The sequence below is a fragment of the Sphingobacterium psychroaquaticum genome, from assembly GCF_004421025.1.
GTDB lineage: Bacteria > Bacteroidota > Bacteroidia > Sphingobacteriales > Sphingobacteriaceae > Sphingobacterium > Sphingobacterium psychroaquaticum.
On sequence record NZ_CP038029.1, the window covers coordinates 3,371,767 to 3,390,648 of the forward strand.

At 40.3% G+C, this 18,882-nt stretch carries 16 protein-coding genes; 8 read left to right on the forward strand and 8 right to left on the reverse strand.

Annotated features, from left to right (window positions below):
* Positions 1-57: 57 nt before the first annotated feature.
* Entirely contained in the window at positions 58-1,524 is a 1,467-nt protein-coding gene (gene rho / locus E2P86_RS13915; protein ID WP_134433569.1) for a transcription termination factor Rho, read from the reverse strand.
* 350 nt (positions 1,525-1,874) lie between these two features.
* On the opposite strand from rho, the gene E2P86_RS13920 reads away from it, so the two are divergent.
* Together E2P86_RS13920 and E2P86_RS13925 are read left to right on the forward strand one after the other, a co-directional pair.
* Entirely contained in the window at positions 1,875-3,599 is a 1,725-nt protein-coding gene (locus E2P86_RS13920; RefSeq protein ID WP_085471166.1) for an MFS transporter, read from the forward strand.
* 236 nt (positions 3,600-3,835) lie between these two features.
* Entirely contained in the window at positions 3,836-4,696 is an 861-nt protein-coding gene (locus E2P86_RS13925; protein WP_134433570.1) for an N-acetylglucosamine kinase, read from the forward strand.
* A gap of 84 nt (positions 4,697-4,780) precedes the next feature.
* Here the strand turns inward: E2P86_RS13925 and E2P86_RS13930 are convergent, their stop codons facing one another.
* Together E2P86_RS13930 and E2P86_RS13935 are read right to left on the reverse strand one after the other, a co-directional pair.
* Complete coding sequence (locus E2P86_RS13930) at positions 4,781-5,470, reverse strand: metal-dependent hydrolase (RefSeq protein WP_085471168.1); 690 nt, start codon at positions 5,468-5,470, stop codon at positions 4,781-4,783.
* Positions 5,471-5,472: 2 nt separating this feature from the next.
* Positions 5,473-5,796: a YbaB/EbfC family nucleoid-associated protein gene (locus E2P86_RS13935; protein WP_085471169.1), complete on the reverse strand. Its 324-nt coding sequence runs from the start codon at positions 5,794-5,796 to the stop codon at positions 5,473-5,475.
* 123 nt (positions 5,797-5,919) lie between these two features.
* Between E2P86_RS13935 and E2P86_RS13940 the strand changes: the two genes are divergently transcribed.
* Positions 5,920-6,417 (forward strand): substrate-binding domain-containing protein, encoded by a 498-nt coding sequence (locus E2P86_RS13940; protein WP_134433571.1) that lies wholly within the window; start codon positions 5,920-5,922, stop codon positions 6,415-6,417.
* Between the two features lie 45 nt (positions 6,418-6,462).
* On the opposite strand, the gene E2P86_RS13945 is transcribed toward E2P86_RS13940, so the two are convergent.
* The gene (locus tag E2P86_RS13945; RefSeq protein WP_134433572.1) at positions 6,463-7,416 is read right to left on the reverse strand and encodes a hypothetical protein; all 954 of its coding nucleotides are present in this window, start codon (positions 7,414-7,416) and stop codon (positions 6,463-6,465) included.
* A 286-nt stretch (positions 7,417-7,702) separates the two neighbouring features.
* On the opposite strand from E2P86_RS13945, the gene E2P86_RS13950 reads away from it, so the two are divergent.
* Positions 7,703-8,287: a thymidine kinase gene (locus tag E2P86_RS13950; RefSeq protein ID WP_085471172.1), complete on the forward strand. Its 585-nt coding sequence runs from the start codon at positions 7,703-7,705 to the stop codon at positions 8,285-8,287.
* 67 nt (positions 8,288-8,354) lie between these two features.
* Here the strand turns inward: E2P86_RS13950 and E2P86_RS13955 are convergent, their stop codons facing one another.
* A complete protein-coding gene (locus E2P86_RS13955; protein ID WP_134433573.1) occupies positions 8,355-8,873 on the reverse strand; it encodes a glutathione peroxidase in 519 nt (172 codons plus the stop codon).
* A gap of 11 nt (positions 8,874-8,884) precedes the next feature.
* Positions 8,885-9,745, reverse strand: coding sequence for an N-acetylglucosamine kinase (locus tag E2P86_RS13960; RefSeq protein ID WP_085471174.1), 861 nt, complete (start codon positions 9,743-9,745; stop codon positions 8,885-8,887).
* A gap of 130 nt (positions 9,746-9,875) precedes the next feature.
* On the opposite strand from E2P86_RS13960, the gene E2P86_RS13965 reads away from it, so the two are divergent.
* On the forward strand, positions 9,876-11,609 hold the full coding sequence (locus tag E2P86_RS13965) for a M61 family metallopeptidase (protein WP_134433574.1): 1,734 nt from the start codon (positions 9,876-9,878) through the stop codon (positions 11,607-11,609).
* Between the two features lie 144 nt (positions 11,610-11,753).
* Here E2P86_RS13965 and E2P86_RS13970 read toward each other — a convergent pair whose 3' ends face one another.
* Complete coding sequence (locus E2P86_RS13970) at positions 11,754-12,281, reverse strand: hypothetical protein (RefSeq protein WP_085471176.1); 528 nt, start codon at positions 12,279-12,281, stop codon at positions 11,754-11,756.
* A 235-nt stretch (positions 12,282-12,516) separates the two neighbouring features.
* Between E2P86_RS13970 and E2P86_RS13975 the strand changes: the two genes are divergently transcribed.
* The 3 genes from E2P86_RS13975 to E2P86_RS13985 are packed head-to-tail and all read left to right on the forward strand — an operon-like array spanning position 12,517 to position 16,091.
* Positions 12,517-14,283 (forward strand): AMP-dependent synthetase/ligase, encoded by a 1,767-nt coding sequence (locus E2P86_RS13975; RefSeq protein ID WP_085471177.1) that lies wholly within the window; start codon positions 12,517-12,519, stop codon positions 14,281-14,283.
* Between the two features lie 3 nt (positions 14,284-14,286).
* Positions 14,287-15,249: a YihY/virulence factor BrkB family protein gene (locus E2P86_RS13980; protein WP_134433575.1), complete on the forward strand. Its 963-nt coding sequence runs from the start codon at positions 14,287-14,289 to the stop codon at positions 15,247-15,249.
* On the forward strand, positions 15,249-16,091 hold the full coding sequence (locus E2P86_RS13985; RefSeq protein ID WP_200811723.1) for a DMT family transporter: 843 nt from the start codon (positions 15,249-15,251) through the stop codon (positions 16,089-16,091). Before E2P86_RS13980 ends, E2P86_RS13985 begins: the two co-directional genes overlap by 1 nt.
* A gap of 8 nt (positions 16,092-16,099) precedes the next feature.
* Here the strand turns inward: E2P86_RS13985 and E2P86_RS13990 are convergent, their stop codons facing one another.
* Positions 16,100-18,820, reverse strand: coding sequence for a carboxypeptidase regulatory-like domain-containing protein (locus E2P86_RS13990; protein WP_134433576.1), 2,721 nt, complete (start codon positions 18,818-18,820; stop codon positions 16,100-16,102).
* Positions 18,821-18,882 lie beyond the last annotated feature (62 nt).

Genomic DNA, 18,882 nt, shown 5'->3' on the forward strand with positions numbered 1-18,882 from the left:
ATTAAGCCACCCTTTGACAAGCAAAAGATGGCTTAAAAGTAGTAAATATTGATGATATTACTTGTTCATACTTATTAAAAACTCCTCGTTAGATCTCGTACCACGCATTTGCGTCAACAAGAATTCCATCGCTTCATTAGAGTTCATATCGGCTAAGTGATTACGCAACACCCACATACGTTGTAACGTATCCTTATCGACAAGAAGGTCATCACGACGCGTACTTGAAGCTGTAAGATCGATTGCAGGGAATACACGTTTGTTCGCCAATTTACGATCAAGCTGCAACTCCATGTTACCTGTTCCTTTGAATTCTTCAAAGATAACTTCATCCATTTTAGACCCCGTATCTGTAAGTGCTGTTGCTAAAATTGTCAATGAACCACCATTTTCAATATTCCGCGCAGCCCCAAAGAAACGTTTAGGTTTATGTAACGCATTTGCATCGACACCACCAGAAAGGATTTTTCCAGACGCTGGAGCCACCGTATTGTACGCACGAGCCAATCGAGTGATCGAATCCAATAAGATAACCACATCGTGTCCGCATTCAACCATACGTTTAGCTTTCTCCAAAACAATATTGGCAATCTTCACGTGGCGGTCTGCTGGTTCGTCAAATGTAGAAGAAACAACCTCAGCACGCACGCTACGCGCCATATCGGTCACCTCCTCCGGACGTTCATCAATCAACAAGATGATCAAATATACTTCCGGGTGGTTCTTCGCAATCGCATTTGCAACCTCTTTCAGTAAGTTTGTTTTACCCGTTTTTGGTTGTGCCACGATCAAACCACGCTGCCCTTTACCAATTGGTGTAAACAAATCCATAATTCGTGTCGAATGATTTGAAGTACCTAAATCAAGGTTTAACTTCTCCGTCGGGAACAATGGTGTTAAATAGTCGAAAGGCACACGATCGCGAATCTCAGCTGGATTCTGCCCGTTAATTGCCTCTACGCGTACTAATGGAAAATACTTCTCCCCTTCTTTCGGTGGGCGAATAGATCCACGTACATTATCTCCAGTCTTAAGACCAAATAATTTGATCTGAGATTGCGACACATAAATATCGTCAGGGGACGTCAAATAGTTATAATCGGATGAGCGTAAGAAACCATAGCCATCAGGCATAATTTCTAAAACACCCTCATTTACAATAACATTATCAAAATCGGTTGGGAGAACCGGTGCTGCCGGTGTTTCTGGTTTTGCGGATACTGTGTTTTCTTCATTGGAAGAAGGTGTGGCACGTTCTACTTCCTGATCAGCCTTAACTTCCTCGCGCTTTGCTAAAGCTACAGGCTCTGTTTTAACGGTACGTACGCGCTTACGAGTACGCTCTGCACCAACTTCTTCTTTTTTGTCTTCTTCCTTAACCTCATCCGCAGATTGCTTAGCAATATCTGCAATTTGATCGATCAATTCTTGCTTGCGTAGTTTTTCAACATCAGTGATGCCTAATACTTTTGCAATCTCGCGTAACTCCGACACGAGCTTGGTATTTAGTTCATTAATATCCATTAACTTTTAATATTATGAGATATAGGATTTTATTGCTTTTATGAATCCATCCAAAATTTTTGTAGAAACCAACAGTTAATATGGCTAAGACAAAGACAAACAGTTACTCCATAGTGCTTTTGTAAACTATTTATCAAAGGATAAATTTGAGAATCGGCACAAAAATAATATAACAATTGTAAATTCAAAGAAAATTATTAATATTTTTCTCTGCATATTAGACTTTAATATACAAATCATAACGGAGATTTCAAAAAAATGTTTTACAAAAGTTATCAACCTTATATTTTTTTTAGATTTGTAATAATCTTTGTATGTTTAAAAATCAAACTAAAACGTTTTAATACTGTATGAAAGAAAATCAATCAACCAACTACCCTGCCCTATACACCTTAGTAGTTGTCTTCTTTTTCTGGGGATTTATTGCCGCAGGAAATAGCGTATTCATTCCTTTTTGTAAGAATTACTTTCAACTGGATCAATTTCAATCACAATTAATTGACTTTGCTTTTTATAGTGCCTACTATATTGGAGCACTTTTACTTTTTATATTTAGCACCATCTCCGGCCGAGATCTCGTCGGTAAATGGGGGTATAAACGAAGTATTATCTACGGTTTATTATTTTCGGCCCTTGGTGCGGCAGCTATGATTATAGCGGTTGAGGTGAATGTATATGTAGGTATGTTAATCGGTTTATTTATCGTGGCTTTAGGGTTTTCTTTACAACAGACCGCAGCAAACCCGTTCGCCGTACTTTTAGGTGATCCTAAAACAGGCGCTTCTCGCGTAAATTTGGGTGGTGCCATCAATTCCTTTGGGACAACAATTGGTCCGCTTGTGATTGGTTACGCACTCTTCAGCACGTTTGAACCTATTTCAAACAGTGAAATTGCGAACTTACCATTAAACAAGGTTGTCTACCTCTACATTATTGTGGGTTTACTTTTCGTGTTGGCAGCAGGTCTTTTTCATTTCTCTAAAAAAGTCCCTGCCGGTGTTAACAATGAACCTATGGAATCCGCCAACAAAGCAAAAAACACCCTTATTGTCATGACGATTTTGCTTCTTCTAATGTTCATCCCTGTGTTTACCAGTTACAAAGGAGAAACAGCATTGCAAATTGAAAAGCTACAGGCACAATTAAGCACCTTAACAGATCCTGCCGCTATTACCACACTTAAAGCCCAAATACGTGAAATAGCTCATCCTTTGGAACTAAAACGCATGGCATGGTTGGTAGGTGCACTTCTTTCAGTAATCGGTGGTTTAGTTTTCGCGTACAGTAAAGCTTCAAAAAATGCAGCCGGTTGGGGGGCAATGAAATATCCACAATTAGTGCTGGGAATGTTGGCCTTATTCATATATGTAGGGGTTGAAGTCGCCATTGGAAGTAACCTTGGTGAACTTTTAACATTGGACGAATTTGGCAGTCTACAATCCTCGGAGATTACGCCTTATGTATCCATGTACTGGGGAGGAATGATGATCGGACGTTGGGCTGGTGCCATTTCCGCATTTCAATTTACAAACCGAACCAAACAAATTTTATTGGTTATCGTTCCTATCGTAGCCTTTGCTATTATTATAGGTGTGAATAGCTTAGCCGGATTCGACATGTCTCACCTTTTATTTTTTATTATCTGTGTAGCCATCCAAATTATTTCATTTTTCATCAGTAAAGAAAAACCAGCACGTACCCTTCTTATTTTTGGTGCGCTTGGTTTATTGGCGATGGTTGTCGGTTTAGTTTCGACAGGAATGGTGGCCATCTTCGCCTTCCTTACCGGCGGATTAGCATGTTCTATCATGTGGGGTTCCATCTTTAGTTTATCGATCGTTGGTCTTGGAAAATATACAGAACAGGGTTCCGCTTTCTTGGTCATGATGATTCTAGGGGGCGCTATTATTCCGCCATTGCAAGGAAAATTAGCTGATATTATTGGTATTCACAATTCTTATATATTACCACTTCTTGGTTTTGCCTATATTATTTTATTTGCGATTATCGTTCGTGGATTCTTGAAGAAACAGGGTATTGATATTGACCAAATCGAATCTGAAGGTGGACATTAAGCTTTTGTTATTGTACTATATACACTAAGTGAAGTAAAAAATTACATTTCAAAAAAGTGCCTTTAATGTGTTTTAAAGGCACTTTTTTATTAAAAAAAATAAGTAGAGGTTTAAAAAAGTACATTTTTTAAAGTTTAATATTCTTGTTTTTGAAGTTAAAGACGTATTTTCGAACGAACAATTTCACAATTGATTAACAAACAAACTAAAAATAACACCATAAAAACCAATCTATAATGATTATCATTGCGGACGGAGGGTCAACAAAAACAAACTGGTGTTTGTTGGATGATTCGAATAAAAAAATTTATTTCAACACGGAAGGATATAACCCATACTTTGTTGATAGTGACTACATCGTTCACTCCCTAAAAAAAGGATTACCTCAAGACTTACCGTTTGAGAAAGTAAGCGAAGTTAACTACTATGGCGCTGGTGTCCACAATGGAGAAAAGGCTAAAATCGTTGAAGTAGCTTTACAAAAAGTTTTCCCTAATGCTAAAGTTGAAGTTGGACATGATCTTTTGGCCGCTGCACGTGCGCTATTGGGCGACCAACCCGGCTTTGCTGCCATCTTAGGAACGGGAACAAACAGCTGTATCTACGACGGACAAGAAATTACACACAATATTGATTCTGCCGCTTATATCTTAGGTGATGAAGGTAGTGGTTCCTATATTGGAAAGAAATTATTAACAGATTTTATCCGCGGATTAATGCCTGAAGATGTTTCAGCTGCATTTTTTGAAACATACAAGTTGACACCGGATGAAATTATGGATAACGTATATACGAAACCGTTAGCAAATAGATTCTGCGCTAGTTTCAGCAAATTTGTTTACGATAACAATGTGAACATCCAATATACACGTCAAATTGTTGACGATGCATTTGAAGCTTTCTTCAAAAACCTGGTTAGCAATTACCCTGATTACCAAAGCTATACTTTTAACTGTATTGGCTCTGTGGGATACAATTTCAGAAATGTACTTACTGAGAAAGCACACCAATATGGCATGCAGGTAGGGAAAATATTACGCTCCCCAATAGACGACTTAGTACAATTCCATATCAATAGAGCGGCAAAAGCTAAATAGTTTTTCGCACAGAAAAGAGATACAATTTATATAAAAAGGGGGAACATGAAACATGTTCCCCCTTTTTATATAAATCAACCGGCATTATGACAATACCATCGTCTCACCAACCGCCGGCAAATGTAACGTTAATCCGGCCTGCGAAAAGTCTACCTTTGCAGCAGCCGTATCAATAGCTATCGGTGGAAAGGTATTGTAATGTATACCAATAATATTTTTACAGTTCACAAAACCCGCTGCTTTAATAGCGTCGGTTACCCCCATCGTATAGTGTCCTCCAATTGGTAATAAAGACCAATCAAGGGCTAGATCTTCGAGCAACTTCATCTCCATAGTAAGTCCCGTATCTCCCGCAAAATAGATCTTCTTATCGCCGATAAAGAAAACATAACCTACAGGGAAACCACCATACTGACCATCGGGAGTACTATTGGTATGTAATGCATATACCATCTTCACTTTTCCAAAAGGGAGTTCCAAGATACCGCCGAAGTTATATTCGATAACTTTCTCTTCAGGTACTCCTTGCCGGCGCACCCAAGCCGCTGTTTCCACAATCGAAACAACCGTAGCATCACTATTTTTCTGAATCTCATACATATCTGCGACATGATCACCATGACCATGACTTAAGAAGATATAATCAGGACGTAGGCTTCCTACATCTACCGATTCCGCTAAAGCATTTCCTCGAATAAAGGGATCTAGCAACACTTTCACCCCGTCGAAATCAAACTCGACACAAGATTGACCGTAATATGTAACCTGTACCATACTTACTTATTAAATAGATTCCCTAAACCACCTAAACCTCCCATACCACCAAGTAAATCTTGTGACACGGCTTGCATTTCAGATTGACTCACATTCTCTGCCTGTGCAAGTGCCTTATTAAGTGCTACAACGAGCAATTCTTCCAGCTCTTCCTTATCCGTTTCGTTAAATAGCTCTGGGGCTATCGTCACCTCTTTGATCTCCTTATTCGCTGAAGCAACCACTTTAATCTTTCCACCTTCTGCTTCACCTACCACAGAGATATTGTCTAATCTCTTTTTTACTTCCTCAGCCTTTTGCTGCGCTTGAAACAATTTATCGAACATAACTAAATTCTTAAAATCCTTACGCAATTTACAAAATCTATCCTAGACCAGCCGTATTAAAAAGACTCCAATTAGGTTCTTAACAATAGCTTCCTTAAATTTGTCGCTTAAATATTGCCTCAAATGCAACAACTAAACTTCTACGATCAACTATTAGAAAACGAAAAGCAACGTAATCCTCAGGCAGCCGAATACCTGGAAGAGGAAATAGATATATTGATACACAAACTCAAATATATCCACCAAGATATCCGTCCGACTGTTTTAATCCTACAACAAGCAACAGACTTTTCTCCCTTATATAACGAACAACTGCACGACATTATCGCTATTGCAGGAGGTGTATCCATTGCGGATAAAATGGACAATCCTTCTATAATCTGCATCGTACAGGAAGACGAGTCCCTCTTAAGTACTATTTTCAGCGTATTACAGGACGACGTATTAAGCCGAAGTAATGCGGTTCAAAAAAATCAGATATACATCATTCAGAAAGAAAACTTTGCAACCCAAGATAGTGACTTCTTAAAAGATGTGGAGATATGCGCCGAGATTATACAACCAAAGTATTTCATCTATGGTCACCAAGGAACCGAGTGGCTCAAATTCGATATAGCATAAAAAAAGGCGTTTTTCTCAAAACGCCTTTTTTTATGCGGGTTATTACTACCCCATATATTTTTTTCGTAAAATCGCATACAACTTATCTACGGTAAGCGGTTTATCTGCCCAATTATTCTTTAAGGCATAGTTTGTTTGTAAAAAGGCATCGGCCTCTCCAAATGTAGCATACCGATTCAAGAGTTCTACAGCTTCGCTGTACGCTAATGAATAACCATTAAATAAATCTTTAATAAACAACAGCTTATCATTTAAGCTAATACTACTTTTCAAGTCGGTAATCCGTTCAGTTGCCGTCCCAGCATGCGATACCGATGCCGCAGCAGGTGCGGATGATGCCACATTTGCTTGTCTTTGTTGCTGCAAGATTTCATTCAATGTCAATGGACGTGAAGGAGCTGTCTTTTCTTCCACAACTTCCACTTTCTCTTCGCGCTCAACTACTCGGGAGGTTTCTATTCTTTCCGTAGGAACAAAAGTTTCTTGCACCGTAACAGGCAAGGGCTCTTCTTCTACTGGCTCCTCTATTATCGGTTGAAACAATTCAGGCTGTGCAATTTCAGATGTTGTGGGTTGTTCTATTTCTGGTGTATGCTCCACCGGAGATTCAACTTCTGCTGTGAATGCCGGCGTTTCATCTAACGATGCTTCCGTGGCAGGATACGCAGTCTCCATTTCATCGGTAACCGTCGGCACAAATGTCTCTACAATAACCTTTTCCACGCGTGTAGCCACTAAATCCTCAACAGGCGTCACAGCCTCTTCCCTAGGTTCCGAAAACGAAGCCGCTATAGGCGCCTCCGCAACGGGCAATGTCGATCCGCCCAAACGCTGCAACACCTCGATGTGCACCGTCAGATAACGGGCTTTCGCCTCCAATAACACCAATACCTCCGCACGGTTATCTATCCCTTCCTCCGACAGCGTTGCATAGCTATCATTTATCTCTACTAAAAGATCTCCTATCTTTGAAAAAACTTCTGCTTTCGTGTAACCCATTTCTCTTTAATATTTTTTGTCCTCGATTTTTGTGAACAAACGAAATCAACTGATTGCTACAGCGTTCCGATTTAGACTGAACTTGCTTCCTTCAAACTTAGCTAAAAATGCACGCAAATCCAACTCTAAAGGCTGGGAATAGATTACATTTTTTTCACAGTACCTCTTCCTTTCCTGAGCCTTTGATACATGAAAAGTAAGATAAAATTTCGATATTCGTGGGATTCAGCGTGAAGATTTAACGTATGTTTAACCTTCACTTTAAAAGTACAACGTAAAAAAATACATGCTATTCTCTGAGCACAACTTTATTAAGAAAAATGTAGATATGGGCAGTATCGAAGTTATCTGTGGGTCTATGTTCTCCGGAAAGACAGAAGAACTTATCCGTCGGATGAAAAGAGCTCAATTTGCGAAGCTGCCGGTCGAAATTTTCAAACCCGCCATTGATATCCGATACGATGAACAAGCAGTTGTCTCGCACGATAGCAACCGTATTCCTTCTACGCCAATCTCACATTCCTCGGCCATTCTACTGTTGAGTGCCGAAACCAAAGTGGTCGGTATCGATGAAGCGCAGTTTTTTGATGACGAGTTACCGCATGTATGCGTGCAGCTCGCGAACCGCGGCGTTCGTGTCATTGTTGCAGGTCTCGATATGGATTATAGAGGAGAGCCTTTTGGCCCCATTCCTGCGTTACTAGCTGTCGCAGAACATGTCACCAAGGTACACGCTGTATGTGTACAATGTGGAGCACCAGCAAACTATTCCTACCGCATAGCTGCAAGTCAAGACCGGGTGCTCTTAGGAGAAAAGGATAGCTATGAACCGCGCTGCCGCAGTTGCTACTTTAGTTTGCACACCCCTTAAACAACAATCCGATCCATGGCTTTATAAAAACAAAAGGACATCCAGCTGGACGTCCTTTTGTTTGTTACTATTTAATATTATCGGTGATACTCTTATCCAAAGGATTCACCTTCGAACGATACCGGTGCACCAATTTACCTTCTTTATTAATTAAGAACTTCTCAAAATTCCAATTGATATCACCTGTAAAATCAGGATTCTCCTGGGTGGTCAAATACTGGAATAAAGGCGTAATTTCACTGCCCTTAACCTCTACTTTTTCAGAAAGGAGAAAGGTAACTCCATAATTTTTTTCGCAAAAATTTTGAATTTCGGCATTAGATCCTTTCTCTTGCTCTCCGAAATTATTCGCCGGAAAACCAATGATCACCAAATCCTTACCATATTGCTGATGAAGCGCTTGCAAGTCCTTGTATTGCTTGGTAAAACCACAAGCCGAAGCGGTGTTCACAATCAGCACATATTTACCCTTAAAGCTCGACATTTCAATCTTCTTGCCTTCGATAGAAGTGAAGTTGAAATCGTAGATAGAATTTGCCGGACTTAACATCGAAGCCAACAGCATAATCGTGTTTATTAGTACCATGATAAAATTTATTATGTCAATATTTTTGTTTCTCGATCAACAACGTAGTGAAAAAGTTGCTCCATCGGACTTTTCAAAATCGTTCCTATATTAATGCCATGCACTTCACACACATCACGTAGTTGCATATCAAAATGGTAAGCAATACTGCCCACAAAATTTACGCGGTAATCCCAATAATCAGCATGCGTCATGATATTCGTACGAACAAACTCATCAAAACCATTACGCAACAAATTATCGATAAAGGGGTGCATAATATTCTCGGTCATAAATCCGGCAAAAGAAGCTAAATATGCATTGGGCCGATCACGTTGATAAACATTCTTAATAACGATCTCTTTGTTTAATTTATACTTTTCCTCGAACTTTTTAGACAAGTCTTTAGGCATTTTCTCATACAAAAAACTTGTAATCATCTGCTTTCCAAACCATGCACCCGATCCTTCGTCCCCCAATACATAACCAATACCGTGCACACTAGGCCGCAACATTTCACCATCATAAAAACCAATATCAGATCCCGTACCTATGGTACAGATATATCCTTTCTCTACCCCGAAGGTAGCATAGGCACAGCCTAAAAGATCACATTCCACAGACACAAAAGCAGTTGGAAAAATTTCACTTAAAGCATTCGAGACAATCTCTCGGCGATCTGGAGTGATACACCCTGCACCGAAAAAATACACCTCATGTATCTCACTGGCATAGGGTAATATTTCTGGAACATCTTTCATTACCTTTAGGATTTCCTTCTCATTTACAAAAAAAGGATTTAACCCCTTCGTTCGAAAAGATAAGGGTTTACTATCTGGTAAATTAAGCATCCAATCGGAATTCGACGAACCACTATCTGCAACTAAAATCATACAATAACACAGGCATTAATCTATAGTCAAAGATAACAAATTTGATGTAATATTTTGATTTCCCTACGAATATCCATTTGATGTGAACTATATTAAAGGTAGCTTTGCAATATATTCTAAATCATCATTCATGGCTGACTCCAGTATACATTTTACCGTCTCTTTTCAGGAACCACAAGCACATTATGCCGAAATACAAATAGATTTACAGCAGTTCGATAAAGATTATATCGACCTGAAGATGCCCGTTTGGACACCTGGCTCCTATTTGATCCGGGAATATTCCAGGCATGTAGAGCGTTTATCCGCGGAGGCGAACGGCAAAGCTGTTCGTTGTGAGAAAATAGCCAAAAATACATGGCGTGTTTATAGTCATAAAGAGAATGTAAAGGTGCAATATAGTGTGTATGGTTTTGAAGTATCTGTACGCACAAATTTCATCGATAACGATCATGCCTTTTTAAGTTCGGCCGCGACTTTTATGTTTCCTGATGGTTTTCTGAATCATCCTTCAACCCTATCCATCACCCTTCCGGAAAATTGGTCTAGCGTATCAACAGGTTTGCCAACCGTACCCGGTAAAGAGCACACATATTACGCGTCAGACTTCGATATTTTATTTGATTCTCCTTTGGAGATCGGAAACCAAGATGTGTGGCACTTTGAAGCAGCAGGCGTACAACATGAATTTGCTATGGTCGGAGGTGGCACTTACGATAAGAAACAATTGTCGGAAGATATTCGTAAAATCGTAGAAATAGAAACGGATATCTGGGGAGAAAATCCCAACAGTCGTTACGTCTTTATTACGCATAATTATCAGAACGGCGGAGGGGGGCTGGAGCACCTCAACTCGACAGTCTTAGGCGCAAGTCGCAATGGGTATCAACAGGCTGCAACGTATAAAAACTTCCTGAGCCTGGTAGCGCATGAATACTTTCACCTGTGGAATGTCAAAAGATTGCGTCCAAAAGCACTTGGTCCTTTTGATTACGAAGCGGAGAATTATACGACAGGCCTCTGGATCATGGAGGGATTTACAGCATATTACGACAATCTGATTATTCGCCGCTGTAACTTCTACTCACCAAAGGAATATTTGAACCTATTGGCATTGGATTTCAATATCGTTTACAATAGACCTGGCTTCCAGATACAGTCAGCAGGTCTTGCGAGCTTTGACACCTGGATCAAACAATATCGTCCCGACGAGAACTCATCGAATACCAGTATCTCCTATTACAATAAAGGAGCAATGTTGGCGGCAGCGCTCGATATTCGAATTATTACAGAAACGGATGGTGCAAAACGATTAGATGATGTACTTCGTGCTGCCTACCAACAGTTTTATAAGACGGAAGGTCACGGTTTCGAAGAATCTGCTTTCCAAACTCTTGCCGAACAAACCGTGGGGGTAGATTTATCTGACATCTTCGAAGCGGCTCATACCAACCAAGAGTTAGACTATAATGACTTTTTTGAAAAGGTAGGGTATCAGTTAATCGATGTGAATGCCAATAATCAAGAACGCTCACTAGGCTTAAAGACAGCCGTCATCGAAGGTCGAATTGTCGTAAAAGTCGTAGAACGAGGATCTGCCGCTTGGGATGCAGGTATATCAGTCGACGATGAACTTATCGCTATCAATGGAACACGCCTTGATGTGTTGGGTAAAGAGCTGGATTTTGTGTTAGAGCAAGGAGCGATAGATGATATTGTTGATGTACTCGTATCCCGTGATGGCCTTATTCGAACAGTTCCGACGCCATTACGTCGCACAACAAAAAAAGTTTATACCATCCAGGAGTTTGAACAAGCTTCGGTTCGGGCAAAAGAATTAGGCCGCATTTGGCTTTCGATATAACAAATAAAAAGGCTGTTTAAAACAGCCTTTTTATTTGTTCCTTTGAACCAATCAAAGGACTAAATGTCATTCTTTGCCATAAATTGAATATTTCGACCACCTCAACAGGACAATTTACAGCCTTTCTAGACGGCGTCTTTTTTATTAAAACTTGTAACGAATACTAAGCCCAAAAGGATCAATTAACTTAATACTGCTCTCTTGAATAAAATCAAAGTAAGGCTTAAGATCCAGCGAAATAGATAATGGTGCTGTTGGAATAGCATACTCCACACCAATGATACCATCTACGCTGAGCGCTAATTCAGACTTGGGATTTGTCCGGCTGGTAATAACTTGTCCATTCTCGTTTGTCACTTGAACGGTTTCAGATTTATACTTAAAGCTTCCCAAGCTTCCTCCAAAACCATAAAACCACGTGAAGTTTTCCGCTAGTGGCTTATGAAACTCGTATAAACCGACCATCCGAAAGCGTCTGGACTTAGAATTGCTTTGGATACTTAGAATTCCCTCCACGGCACGATCTTCAGCCAGCGTATATCGGTAGTTGAAACCCGTTGCGCTTCCGAAACGGCCACCGACAGCATGCTGACTCGATAATTGTGCTGAAGCTTGATTAAACGTAAAAAATATTAGACCTAGTGTTAGAATTAGCCAATGTGTTTTTCTCATGGATACGGTAATTGTTTGTGTGTTTCAAAAGTACTACTTTTTTTAACGTTCAAAAGTTAAAACATGTTATGATGCGACACAAAATAAGTTCACTTTTCATTCGTTAAATCAAACAATACCGCGTAAAATTTCTTTTTATTATTATGTGCGCATTATATTTTCGCGCTACATTATAGCTGCAAATTTTGTATATTAGTGAAATACTGGAATTATAAATCTATAACTATACACAGATATGGACAAATTAAATAGACTATTTGACATTATCGATAGATATACCCATAATCACCCGAGCGATCGGATGGTAGCAGGTAAACAGGATAATAAATGGATATATTATTCCACTGCTGATTTTGTAAAAATCAGCAACAGCCTAAGCAAATCTTTACTTCAAAAAGGCTTCAAAAAGGGCGATAAAATAGCACTTATGTCCGGCAACAGACCGGAATGGAATTTCGTAGATTTTGCCTGTAACCAAATTGGGGTTGCCATTGTGCCGCTCTACCCGACCTTATCGGAACAAGATCTATCCTATATCTTAAATGATGCGGAGGCCAAACTCGTATTTGTGAGCAATGCAGAACTATCCAACAAATTAGATGTAGCGATCAAAGAGCACAATCTGGATATCGAAGTATTTACCTTTGATGTCATTCCTGGAAAAACATGCTACCGTACGTTACTTGATGCGGGAGATAAATTAGACACCGATCTGAAGCCATACAATGACGCGGTAGAACCGGATGATCTTCTTACGTTGATCTATACTTCAGGGACGACAGGCAAGCCTAAAGGGGTTTTCTTAACGCACCGCAACATTTTAAGCAACGTCCAGGCTTGTGAACACTTGGTCATGGACCATCTAAATCTACGCAAAGCATTAAGCTTTTTACCGCTCTGCCACATTTTTGAACGGATGGTCGTATACCTATACCTTTCCCGAGGGATCGAGGTGCATTATGCGGAAAGCTTAGATAATATTGTTGGGGACATCAACGATGTAAAGCCACAGATCTTCACGACCGTGCCGCGGGTACTCGAAAAAGTTTACGACAAAGTAGTAGAGCGCGGAAAGACCTTAACAGGGATCAAAAAATCCATTTTCTTTTGGGCCCTTGAGGTGGGGCATCAGTTTCAGGAACCGCCAAGGAATGGAACCTTTTATAAGCTCAAATTAGCCATTGCGCGAAAACTGGTTTTCTCCAAATGGCAAGAGGCCTTAGGAGGTAACATTGAGCTCATTATTTCTGGCGGTGCTGCACTTCAGGAACGTCTCGCACGCGTTTTCTGGGCCGCCGGCATCAAAGTCTTAGAAGGATATGGGCTAACCGAGACTTCTCCCGTTATTGCCGTAAACTCACACATCGAAACTGATGTCAAATTTGGTACAGTCGGCCGCGTCTTGAGCAACCTGAATGTAAAAATTGCGGAAGATGGCGAAATTCTCGTCAAAGGACCAAGCATCAGTCCGGGCTATTACAAAAATCCAGAAGCGACCAAAGAAGCAATCGATGAACAAGGCTTCTTCCATACCGGTGATATCGGAGAAATAACACCCGATGGTTTCTTGAAGATTACAGATCGGAAAAAAGAAATGTTTAAAACCGCGGGCGGCAAGTACGTCGCGCCACAGATTTTAGAGAATAAATTCATGGAATCCACCCTCATTGCACAAATTATGGTAGTTGGGGAGAACCAACGTTTCCCTGCGGCTTTGATTGTCCCGGCCTTCGATGCGCTGGAAAAATGGTGCCAACATAAAGGCATTCCTTTTGATTCACGTGAAAAAGCAATCCAAAACCCTCAAATACTCGAAAAATATCACCGTGAAATAGACCGTCTGAATGAAGATTTCGGACAGTGGGAAAAAGTGAAAAAATTCGAGCTTCTCGATAAAGAGTGGACAATTGATAATGGTGAACTAACACCAAAATTAAGCCTAAAACGGAAAGTAATCCTACAACGTTCGGCCGAGCTTATGAACAAAATATATGCAGAATAACCTATGGATAAAGGGTTATTTAAACAGAAAGCTAAAAATTTAGGCTCCGTACTCCTTGGTGCGGGGTCTGACTTTTTAGACGACAGGTGTCTAAAGAAGAGTGCTTCTTTGGCGTATTACACGGTTTTCTCTATTGGGCCAGTCCTTCTTATTCTGATATGGGCTTTGGGCTTCTTCTATGGCAGTCAGCTCGATAGCCCCACTGGAGCGCAGGATGAAATTATGGAAGAACTAAACCAACTGTTTGGGCCCGATATCGCCACGATGTTGGATGCAGCCATAAAGAAGATATCCTTTGAGAATAAAAATAGCATTGCTGTATATGTTGGTATCGGTATTTTGATCTTCTCCTCGACAACCATATTTATCGACATCCAAAATTCAATAAATGAAATCTGGCGCATCAGGGTTAAACCTAAAAAAGGATGGGTAAAGCTTGTTATCGATCGTCTTCTTTCTTTTTCAATGATTATCGGACTGGGATTCTTATTGATGGCTTCACTGATCCTGAGCAGTATTATCGGCGTATTGATGAATTACTTTGGACAGTATTTTGTGCACATCGATATGGAAATGATCGACAGCATCAACTCCATCGTTACCTTCGTTGTAATTACAGTTCTCTTTGGTGCAATTTTCGCCTTTCTTCCTGACGCAAAAGTACGTTTTCGCGATATCTTTTGGGGAGCGTTATTTACGTCGCTCTTATTTCTATTAGGTAAATATGTCATCGCCTATTACCTCAGTAACAATGCAATCGCCAGCTCCTACGGTGCCGCTGGCTCCGTGATCATTCTGCTCGCCTTTGTTTACTACTCCGCTGCTATTTTATACTTTGGTGCTGAGTTTACCAAACATTATGCTATTCAATTTGGTGGAGGCATCCGACCGGCATCATACGCGGTGATGATTGAACAAGTAGAGGTAGAAATTGATTCGGAAAACCAAAACGATACCACTTCTTAGTGCAACAGGATAAAAGTATCCAATACATGTTATTGGCGGGGCTTTTATTTGCCCTGATGAATGTATGCGTAAAATATGTATCACATATACCAACACTGGAAGTCGTTTTCTTTCGATCTATTTTCAGTTTGGTTGCATCCTACTATGTCTTAAGACGCCAACAAATTCCAGTACTCGGTAACAACCGAAAAATGCTAACCTTACGAGGAATTGCAGGATGCCTCGGCTTAATCGGCTCTTTTTACACCTTGCAACACATCCCTTTGGCATCCGCCGTTACGATCAATTACCTTTCGCCATTCTTTACTGCAATTCTGGGCATCTTTATTGTTCAGCAAAAGTTACGTCCTATCCAGTTTCTATATTTTGCCATGGCCATTGGTGGTGTCTTTCTCTTAAAAGGTTTTGATACCCGGATTTCGACAGCCGATCTCCTTATTGGTATTACCTCAGCAATTTTCTCGGGATTAGCGTATAACATTATTGCGAAACTACGTCATACCGAACATCCGCTAGTCATTATGTTCTACTTCCCGATGCTGACCTTGCCTATTGCTGGCGTCTACTGTCTATTGAACTGGCAGCAGCCACAAGGGCTAGATTGGCTGTTTCTCTTACTGATTGGGATTTTTACACAAGGAGCACAGTATTATATGACCCGATCTTACCAGCAGGCAGATCTGTCCAAAGTAGCCAGTTTAAACTATCTCGGGGTAATATACGCCTTGGTTTTTGGTTATTTCATCTTTGATGAGCAGCTCAACAGCTATGCCTACTTGGGGATAGCTATTATTCTGCTAAGTGTTATCCTGAATGTAAAAACAAAAAAAGTGGCCTCGTAGGCCACTTCTTATTTCACATTATAATAATAAACACTTCGACCGATGGTTCCCGCTTCATCTTGTCCCTCGACAACGACTTTATATTTCCCGTTACCATCTGCGTTGTAAAAATCTAATGATACCTTACCCGTTGCATCAAGTACTACGTCCGGATTCCAGTAAATTGTAGTTCGGTAATCATTGGTATTCTTGCTGGCAGGTGTGTCATACTTAGGCGCATAGAACTTACGTTCTTTAACGTAGCCTAGTGGCATCATCTCAACAATATTCGTCTTTGGCAACAAACTTTCGATCTCAGAAAGAGACATCCGAGGCATCTTTTTCTGATCATTTTTCTTCGTCATGATCGAGACAACACCATCATTTTGATACATCCGACTAACGGTTCCCAAGTCATCGCGTAAAAAGATCTCGATAGCCTCAATTTCTGCCGTCTGTATTGAATTCAGTGAAGGCTCATCAATCGGCATTCCGTTTAAAAAGAACTGTACTGGAACACGACTTCCCTGATTATAGTTACGTGAAACATAGTATTTCAAGGTTTGGGTATCGTATGTAATCCCAGTCAAAAGTGTGCTTAAGCACATCGTTAAAACATTACAACCCGATAAGCGATCTGCTTCAATACGATGTTCCGGCATAGACAAACCTGACAATGCTGAAAACTCTTTGCTGGTCACCTGCTTTTTCTGTATCCCGGTTACCTGAATCTCATCAATAAGGATGGATGTACGGTATTCGTTCTTACTGTTCGTAAGATAAGCTTTCATTTCATTATCAATATTCTGGATATTATTTCTTGCGTATGGATTTCCTTGATCTATAGCCGGGAAATACGACTGATCCATATTAATTACTAAGTTCCTGAAATTGTCGTTCCCACGTGCATTTACCGTCACTTTGGAAGAATCAGCAAAAACTAGGTTCTCAAAGACAAAGCGACCACTATTATCGGTATACACATCCTTCCTGAAATTACGGGACGGTATAGACAACAAGAGCCCACCATTTGGATATGCCCGTCCAGTATTCAAGCGTAAAATACCTGAAATATTTATCCCTTGTTCCGGCATAAATTGTACTTGTGGCAGTTTTTCTGCAATCAGGTCATCATACGAAAACCGCCTAAAGCCTTGCGTCATCAATAAAGCATCCAATGCTTCCTTCCGGTTCGCATTCGCCGTATTAAAATAATAATTCGGACGTTCTACGTAACCTTTCAAATCCGATGTCAGCAAGTAGTTGCTTAATATCCCTAAATCTTCGTCGTCATTGTATGGCACTTTGGCTTCGTCGACAACAGACACCGAGTAATTCGATTTTAGTGTATCCTTAGTGGCTACTGCAATAGATAGTTTAACGGGATCCTTCTGTCCATAAACTGTCTTATCGGTACTAATTTTTATCGGTAAAAACTCCTGTGAATCATTAAAAACCAGTCGTTCACTGATCAAACGACCATCAGGATGCATAATGGATAACTGTACGATTCCGTTCGGTAGTTTATCTTTGGGAATATTAATCAAAACCGAGGCATTTTTTAATGTAGCCTGTGCCGCATAAACCAAATGTCCATTGGATTGGCCTAAAACGTAAAAAGGTTGGTTTGTATTTTTCTCAAAAAAAGCATCGTTGGATACCAGGCCAAACTGTACATTATCCCCTTCTTCTTTATGCAGAACCAGACTTAATCCCTCTGCTTTTACTTCCGGAAGATCAAATGTACGCTGCTGGCCATTATCAAAAGCTATCGTGGCCTTGTACTTCTCGCCCAATACGGGAACAAAGCTAAAGTAGCCCATACCGAGTCCGAGATCTTCAAATTCAGCGACTTCTTTCTTTTTGCTATCAACAATCTTACCTTTTAAACGGACACCACGCCCTGTCGTACTCAATGCTTTAAAAGCTACTTTCTTAGAAAGTCCCGCTAAGAGTTCGCCACCCTCCGGAAAAAACTGAACATCAACATCCCATAATGCATTACTTAAGGAGTAATTTCCTACTAACGTAGGATCCGTCTTGTCGCCATCAATTTTAACGATCAAACGGCCATTTTTCAAATAATTCTTCTCCTTGATATTTAGGTTAATCGTGACCCGTCCCATATCGTCGGTTTCCGTCTTCCCTTTATCAAAAGCATCCCATCCGTCAATCGCTTCCCAGCTTAGCTTTTTCCGTCCGAGCAGATTGCCCTGGCGATCCCGAAATTGGATAGTAGCTTTGGTCTTCGTCCCCCCTTCAGAGCTATAGGAAACATCAGCCCCTAATTTCTTGTTTATTGCATCTCCGATTGGTACAATCTTATTAAAGAAATAGCCATTATCAAAATTTGCCATCCACTTGGTGTACGCCCGGAAGCGGTAGTTATCTTGTGATACAAATTGCGGGTCCAACACTAATTGTCCCTTTCCAGCGTTGTTTTCCAGCGGAACACGAAGCGTCTGGATTAGGGAATCCCGACTGGTCAAAACCTCGACATATACAATCTTACTTGGATTGTACTCATACAGGTTATGGTTGAGGTAGGTCTTAAACCACAAGGTATCTCCAACAGCATAATACGGCTTATCAAAGTGCAAGTGCACCTTTTCAACAGGATATACGCCAAAGTATTTCTGTACCTTTTCAACAACAGTATTAATAGGAATTGCCGGTTTTTGCTGTGCATTAACTTGTAAAGACAAGCCAGCAAAGAGAAAAATAAAAAATAAAAAAAAGATTTTCTTCATCAAAATATAGCTTTTCGAGAAGCTAAATATATTGATTTTCTAGCAAACCAGAAGAAATTTAA

Bases quoted from the DNA above. Each gene is read 5' to 3' on its own strand.
- rho (WP_134433569.1), bottom strand. From the start codon at position 1,524: ATGGATATTAATGAACTAAATACCAAGCTCGTGTCGGAGTTACGCGAG.
- E2P86_RS13920 (WP_085471166.1), top strand. From the start codon at position 1,875: ATGAAAGAAAATCAATCAACCAACTACCCTGCCCTATACACCTTAGTA.
- E2P86_RS13925 (WP_134433570.1), top strand. From the start codon at position 3,836: ATGATTATCATTGCGGACGGAGGGTCAACAAAAACAAACTGGTGTTTG.
- E2P86_RS13930 (WP_085471168.1), bottom strand. From the start codon at position 5,470: ATGGTACAGGTTACATATTACGGTCAATCTTGTGTCGAGTTTGATTTC.
- E2P86_RS13935 (WP_085471169.1), bottom strand. From the start codon at position 5,796: ATGTTCGATAAATTGTTTCAAGCGCAGCAAAAGGCTGAGGAAGTAAAA.
- E2P86_RS13940 (WP_134433571.1), top strand. From the start codon at position 5,920: ATGCAACAACTAAACTTCTACGATCAACTATTAGAAAACGAAAAGCAA.
- E2P86_RS13945 (WP_134433572.1), bottom strand. From the start codon at position 7,416: ATGGGTTACACGAAAGCAGAAGTTTTTTCAAAGATAGGAGATCTTTTA.
- E2P86_RS13950 (WP_085471172.1), top strand. From the start codon at position 7,703: ATGCTATTCTCTGAGCACAACTTTATTAAGAAAAATGTAGATATGGGC.
- E2P86_RS13955 (WP_134433573.1), bottom strand. From the start codon at position 8,873: ATGGTACTAATAAACACGATTATGCTGTTGGCTTCGATGTTAAGTCCG.
- E2P86_RS13960 (WP_085471174.1), bottom strand. From the start codon at position 9,745: ATGATTTTAGTTGCAGATAGTGGTTCGTCGAATTCCGATTGGATGCTT.
- E2P86_RS13965 (WP_134433574.1), top strand. From the start codon at position 9,876: ATGGCTGACTCCAGTATACATTTTACCGTCTCTTTTCAGGAACCACAA.
- E2P86_RS13970 (WP_085471176.1), bottom strand. From the start codon at position 12,281: ATGAGAAAAACACATTGGCTAATTCTAACACTAGGTCTAATATTTTTT.
- E2P86_RS13975 (WP_085471177.1), top strand. From the start codon at position 12,517: ATGGACAAATTAAATAGACTATTTGACATTATCGATAGATATACCCAT.
- E2P86_RS13980 (WP_134433575.1), top strand. From the start codon at position 14,287: ATGGATAAAGGGTTATTTAAACAGAAAGCTAAAAATTTAGGCTCCGTA.
- E2P86_RS13990 (WP_134433576.1), bottom strand. From the start codon at position 18,820: ATGAAGAAAATCTTTTTTTTATTTTTTATTTTTCTCTTTGCTGGCTTG.